General features: G+C 71.5%; 5 protein-coding genes and 1 pseudogene. All 6 read right to left on the reverse strand.

What is annotated here, in order from left to right:
* Window positions 1–1,676: lipopolysaccharide biosynthesis protein (locus tag ACWJ6R_RS27850; protein ID WP_449065071.1), on the reverse strand; the 1,676-nt coding region annotated here is incomplete at its 3' end.
* The gene (locus ACWJ6R_RS27855; RefSeq protein ID WP_449065072.1) at window positions 1,673–2,494 is read right to left on the reverse strand and encodes a polysaccharide deacetylase family protein; all 822 of its coding nucleotides are present in this window, start codon (window positions 2,492–2,494) and stop codon (window positions 1,673–1,675) included. The genes ACWJ6R_RS27850 and ACWJ6R_RS27855, both read right to left, overlap by 4 nt.
* Window positions 2,491–3,432 (reverse strand): glycosyltransferase family 2 protein, encoded by a 942-nt coding sequence (locus ACWJ6R_RS27860; RefSeq protein ID WP_449065073.1) that lies wholly within the window; start codon window positions 3,430–3,432, stop codon window positions 2,491–2,493. The genes ACWJ6R_RS27855 and ACWJ6R_RS27860 overlap by 4 nt, the downstream gene beginning before the upstream one ends.
* A gap of 2 nt (window positions 3,433–3,434) precedes the next feature.
* Window positions 3,435–4,268, reverse strand: coding sequence for a glycosyltransferase family 2 protein (locus ACWJ6R_RS27865; protein WP_449065074.1), 834 nt, complete (start codon window positions 4,266–4,268; stop codon window positions 3,435–3,437).
* A 111-nt stretch (window positions 4,269–4,379) separates the two neighbouring features.
* A complete protein-coding gene (locus tag ACWJ6R_RS27870) occupies window positions 4,380–5,498 on the reverse strand; it encodes a GNAT family N-acetyltransferase (protein ID WP_449065075.1) in 1,119 nt (372 codons plus the stop codon).
* A 520-nt stretch (window positions 5,499–6,018) separates the two neighbouring features.
* Window positions 6,019–6,309, reverse strand: a pseudogene (locus ACWJ6R_RS27875) (hypothetical protein); the annotation flags it as partial.

A 6,309-nucleotide genomic window follows, 5' to 3' on the forward strand; every position in this document is an offset into this window, starting at 1 on the left:
AGGGCGACCGCCACCAGCCCGGCGCCGGCGAGGGCCGCCGCTGGCACGGGGTACGGCGGGCGCGCGCCGCCGCCGACCACGGTGAGGACGACGATCATGAGACCCTCGACGGCGATCAGCGGCGGAAGCAGGGCGCGCGTCCACTCCCACCACGGCACGGCGGGAACGGCGGACCGCGCCCGCGGACCCGGCGCCGCCCGGAGCCGTGACGCGGAGCCGCCCGCGGAGGGCGATCCGCCCGGGAGCCGGGTGACGGTGGGCTGGGCGTCGACCGTCATCATCACCAGGGTCGGGACGTTGTCCGGTGAGAGGCCGGCGTCCGGCGGCAGCCCGGTGCCGGGCGTACCGCCCGTCCGGATCACCTTGAACAGGCCGGGGGCGATGACGGCGGCGACGATCACCTGGGCGGCGAGGGTGCCCAGGCCCACGCCGGTGATGCCGTGGGCGCGGAAGAAGACGAACGACAGTCCCACGACCAGGACGCAGAGCAGCGCCTGGAGCAGCAGCAGCGCCCGCACGCGGCTGCGGGCGCGCAGCACGCCCAGGTGGATCTCGATGAGGGCGTGCGGGATCGAGGCGATCGCGAGCAGCCGCAGCACGTCCGCTCCGTGCTCGGCGTAGGACTCCCCCCAGCCGAGCCGGAGGATGAGCGGGGCGGCCAGCGCCGTCACCGTCACCGCGGGGACCAGGAGCATCATGGTCCGCCGGAGGGCGAGCCTGCACCTGCCCGCGAGCGCCGCGGGGTCGCCGGCCCCCTCGATGGTCAGGGAGATGGCCATGTTGAGGGCGAGCATGTCGAAGACGCCGACGAGGGTCACCGCCGCGCCGTAGTAACCCGCCATGCGCGCGTCCACGCCCCCGGACACCAGCGCGGGCACGAGGTAGACGCTGGCCAGGATGAGCAGCGTGCCGGGGAAGTCGCCGGCCAGGAAGCCGCCGATCCTGCGCAGCGGGGGCGGCGGGCGGTGGGCGCTGCGGGCGGCGGCCCGCGGCGCCAGCCTGGTGAAGATCGCGATGCTGATCGGCACGACGGTGAAGGCCACCGGGATCGTCCAGGCCAGGAAGATCCCCGAGCCGGGAAAGGACGGGGCCAGCACGATCAGCAGCCCGAGCTTCGCCACCCCGACGGCCACCCCGATCAGCGGCACCCAGGGCGCCTTGCCCAGCGCGGTGAGCACCACGTCCTGGAGCGTGAACACGCACCACAGGACGACGGCCAGCAGGAACCAGGCCGCGGGCGCGAACCCGGTCAGGCCGCCGAAGTTGGCGCCCCAGGACGGGAGCGTGGACAGGAAGAGCCCCGTCGCGGCGGCCGCCGCGCCGCCGCCCACCAGGTAGGTGCAGCCGACCAGGCGGCCCGTCGCCCGGCCGCTCTCGGGCAGGAACCGGGTGAGGGCGCCGACGAAACCGAAGGCGGTGAGCGCCGCGAGCAGCCGCATGGCGGCGATCAGCGCGAAGCCGCGGCCGTAGTCGGCGTCGCTGTAGAAGCGTGCGGCGACCGTCCAGTAGGCCAGGCCGAGGGCGCCGGCCGCACCGGCGTTGACGATCAGTGAGTAGGCGTTGCGGAGCAGGGGATCGTTCAGGTCCTTGGGGAGGCGGTCCCGCAGGGCGCCCAGCGGCCCTCGCCGCCGCTCCGCGCCCTCCGTCCTCCCCGCCGGCACACTCGTGTCAGTCACCGCCCATTACCCGTCCCGACCCGCAGCAGGGCGCCGGTCCGGTGCAGCCCGTAGCGGGTGCGCCGTACGAGCGCGTATCCCTTGGTGAGCGCCCGCTCGCGCAGGTAGAGCAGGGGCAGGCCCTGCCCGGCGATCACCTTGGCGAACTTCATCGGCGAGGTGTGCTCGGTGACGGTGAGCCGCGGCAGCGCCAGCAGCTCGTCGCCCTCGCAGAAGGCGTCGTTGGCGACGGCGCACGCCGTCCAGTAGCCGGCCCTGCGGACCTCCCGGCGCACCCGGGCGCTGGAGTAGCCGTAGGGGTAGGCCATGGCGGCCACCGGGCGGTCGAGGCGGTCCTCCAGCAGGGCCTTGTTCCTGCGCAGCTCGTCGCGGAGCTCCCGGCCGGGGAGCTGGTCGAGCTGCGGGTGGCTGTGGCTGTGCCCGCCGATCTCGACGCCGCAGGAGACCGCCTCCCGGATCTGGTTCCAGGCCAGGGTGGGGCCCAGCGGTCGTCCGGCGGACTCCGCCCCGGCGTCCCGGATCCAGCCGGTGGTCACGAAGACCGTCGCGGGATAGCCGTACCGGGCGAGCAGCGGCAGCGCCTCGTCGTGGAAGTCGGCGTAGCCGTCGTCGAAGGTGATCGCCACCGGCTTGTCCGGCAGCGGGCCGGTCCGGTTCACCCCGGCGACCAGGTCGGACATGGTCATCGGGGTGAAACCCTGCTCCCGGAGCAGCTCCAGCTGCTCGGCGAAGCGCCGCGGTGAGACCGCGAGCGGCCGGGTCTCCTCGGTCGGCCGCTCGCTCACCGCGTGGTACATCAGGATCGGAACGCGTGTCATGATCGCCTCGACTTCAGACGTGTCGTGCCCACCACATAGCCCCAGCCGGTCCAGGCCAGGCCGACGACGATGGCGAAGGCCCTGGCCAGGCCCGCCGGGTCGCCCCGGAGCGCCGCGCCGATCCCGCGCAGCACTCCGGCGGGCAGGGTCCTGGTCGCGTACGCCCTCTCGCTGGAGAGGCCGTCCTGGGCGCCGACGCTGGAGGCGACCAGGGCCTTGGACAGGCCCTCGGCGTAGCAGCGGGACCGGAAGTAGGCGAACCGCTCCCGCTGCGCCGAGACCTTGTGCCCGATCACCGCCGCCGGCTCGAACAGCATCACCGCTCCCGGAAGCCGCTGGGAGAGGCGGATGCAGAACTCCGTCTCCTCGCAGCCGAGCGGGCGGCTCCTGCAGCCCTGCACGCTGCGGCCGATGCCGGTGTGGAAACCGCCCGCCGCGCCCACGACCTCGCGGCGGAAGGCCGCGTTGCCGCCCATGACGTTGCGGATCGGCGCGCGGACCGCGGGCATGCCCACGTAGGTGCACCCCACGGTCCAGTCGAACTCCGGCGGGAACCAGCGCGGGCGACGGCCCGTCGCCCACAGCGGCCTCGTCAACCCGCCCACCCCCACGACGGCCGGGTCCTGGAAGCCCTCCTCCAAAGCCTCCAGCCAGCCGGGCTCCGCCACCGCGTCGTCGTCCAGGTACGCCACGACGTCGCCCGAGGCGGTCGCCGCGCCGGTGTTCTTGCCACCGGACAGCCCCTGCTCGTGCGCGTTCTCGACCACGATCGCGCCGGGGTACTCCTGCTTCAGCCGCAGGTGCAGGTCCGGGTTGTGATCGACGACCAGGATGACCTCGTACGGCTTGCGCCGCTGCCGCTCGACCGACTCGACGGCCGCCCGGATGTCCTCCCAGCGGTCTTCCGTGTAGACGCAGATGACGACGCTGATCTTCATGGTCAGGCGGCGCCCTGGTCCGCGGCGGGGGTGGCGGTCCGCGGCTCGGGCACCCTGGCCGTGGAGCGGCCGCGCCACTCCTTGATGATCGTCCTGAGCACCCGGAGGCCGTCGCGGACCGCGCGGAGGTTGCTCTCCCCGTGGATGCGGCAGCGCTCGTGACTGGGCACCTCGTGGATCTTCAGCCCGGCCTTGGCCGCCCGGATGTTCATCAGGGTCTCCACCTCGAAGCCCGCGCAGTCCACGTTGAGGACGCCGAGGTGGCGGGCCCAGAAGGCGTTGTAGCCGTAGCACAGGTCGCTGTACTGGGTCCCGTAGATCTTGTTCACCAGACCGGTCAGCGCCTTGTTGCCGAGCGTGCGGGTGAAGGTGAGGTCGTCGCTGCCGCCGCCGGAGGCGTAACGCGAGCCCTTGACGAAGTCGGCGCCGGCCACCAGCGCGCTCACGAACTGGATGATCTCCCGGCCGTCGGTGGACCCGTCGGCGTCGATCATCACGATGATGTCACCGGTGCAGGCGGCGAAGCCCGCGGCCAGCGCGTCGCCCTTGCCCTTCCCGGTCTGGGTGACCACGCGGACGTTGGGGCGCAGCCGCTTGGCGACGGCGACGGTGTCGTCGACCGAGTTGCCGTCCACCAGGATGATCTCGTCGATCCACTGCGGCAGCGTGGCGAAGACGTGCGGGAGGTTCTCCGCCTCGTTCATCGCGGGCACGACGACGCTCACGGTGGGCGAGATGGCCATGTGGGGTGTGAGCGGGGTGAACCGCTCGAGGGGCGGGATGGAGCGCAGCGTGCCGCTCTGCTTGCCGTTGGCTCTGATCGTTTCGTGGTTCATGATGACGGATGGTCCTTCCGCGCGCTCGTTTCCCGGCACGAGACGAGGACGAGCGCGACTGAGAGCGAGAGAGGTGTCACATCGGGAATCGAATGGCCGTGAAGGGAATGGTTACCGTGTCCGCGTTGACTGGTGCGAGCGGAAACGCGGTCGGAGGCGTGATTTTGCCTGTCCGTAGGCCTTGAGCAGGCGGTCGGCTGCCTTGAAGAGACGCGGGTCGTCCACGACGGCGGTGCGCAGCCGGCTGAGGGGGACCCGGCCCGCCCACTGCACGGCGGTGGTGGGGGACGGGCGCGCGACGCGGGCCTCGGCGACCATCAGGACGCCGGTCTTCAGCCAGTCCTTGTACTCCCGGTCGCCCTTGCCCATGTCGATCTGGTGCAGGCCGGCGCCCGCGGCGTGCTCGGCCAGGTGCAGGTGGTGCATGATGCCGGGCGAGTAGGGGGCGTAGGCGGTGTCGTAGGCGGGGAACCAGCCGACGAGGGTCTGCGCGGTGCGCAGGCCGAAGTGGCCGGCGACCGGGGTGTCCCCGGCGTAGACCATGGTCAGGACGCCGGCGAAGTCGTCGGAGCGGGCCGCGTGCATCTCCTCGACGAGCCGGATGATCCAGGGCTGGGCGAAGCGGTCGACCCGGCCGGTCCGCTGGTACTGGTCGGACTTCCAGCGCAGGAGCGTGTGCAGCGCGCCGAGGTCGGCGGAGTCCCAGTCGAACCGGACCTCGCCGTGTTCGCGGCCGAGTTTGCGTTCCTTGTAGCGGACGGTCTTGTAGTTCTTCGGCGAGGCGGCGCGGATCTGCTCGACGTAGGCGTCGAACCCCGAACCGAGGTCCATGACGGGGGCGGGCCGCACGTCCGTCTCGTACGGGGAGAACGTGGGCTGTCCCGCGACCAGGTAGTCGAAGTCGATGACCGCGAGCCTGCAGGCCCGGAGCAGCTCACGTGCGTCGATCTTGAACTCCGGGGTCGCGATCACCCCGTGGCAGGTGACGAGGAAGCCGCCCAGCGGCCTGCCGACGCCGAAGGGGTGCCGCTCGTGGGGGAAGAAGCCCACGACCGTGCCGCCGTCCTCGATGACGGCGACCCTGACGCGGTCGCGCAACCGGCCCATCGCCAGGGTGAAGTCCACCGACAGGAACGGATTGTCGAGCGCGGGGGAGGCCTTCTGGATCTCACGCCACCGGTTGATCTCCGGCTCGCCGAGCTCCCCCGGACATACAACAGTGATCTTCAACCTGACCTCGCCCCCTGTTCGGCCCGCAGGCCTCCGTCGCCCCGATACAGCGTGCGCAGCACCCACAAGAACGCTCCCACAACCGCGATCGTCGCCACTCCGGCACGTGGCGACCATGCGTCAAAAGAGAGCATGGCTATGGCAAGGAGCGTGTTGATAGCGACACTTGCCGCAATCCCAGTCGTTATCTCTCTGAGAGGGTCACGATCGTGCAACACTCCAATTAGAGCGACAGCAGGAGTTAACAGAAGAAACAGAAGAACCAGGACAGAACGAAAGAAACCTTCGGTCCCGGTGAGCGCCAGGGCCGCTCCCGCCGCACATGCGAGCGCGAGCGCCCCTTGGAGCACTCTGCGGATGATCCGCATCTTCCGACTCCCGGACTGGTATGGCATGGCTGACCGCCACCCCATGTGACCAACCATCCCTCAGGACCGTCAATGGCGACGTTTGCCATAGGCCCATGGTTTACCCAATTGCTAAGGGATGTCGCGAAGTCGTTCAGCTTCCGGTCAGGAAATCAGGCAGCCTCCTGCTCCGGGCTCGCGGAGGGCGTAGGAGTCGGCTCGGGGGCCTCGGTGGGATCGGGCGCGGGCTCGGAGTCCTCGGGGGCGGGGCCGTCCCACGAGACGGCGCAACCGGTGCCGCCCCCGGACGAGCGGAACACGACCCGTCCGGACCCGCTCTCCCCGGGATCGGCGGCGGTCACCCGGATCACCGCCGAGGCGCCGGCCCGCAGCCGCCCGCTGTCGGGGTGGACGACCAGCCCTCCCGAGACGGTCGCCGACCACTCGACCGCGGCGCCGCGCCG

Source organism: Planomonospora algeriensis (assembly GCF_977012225.1).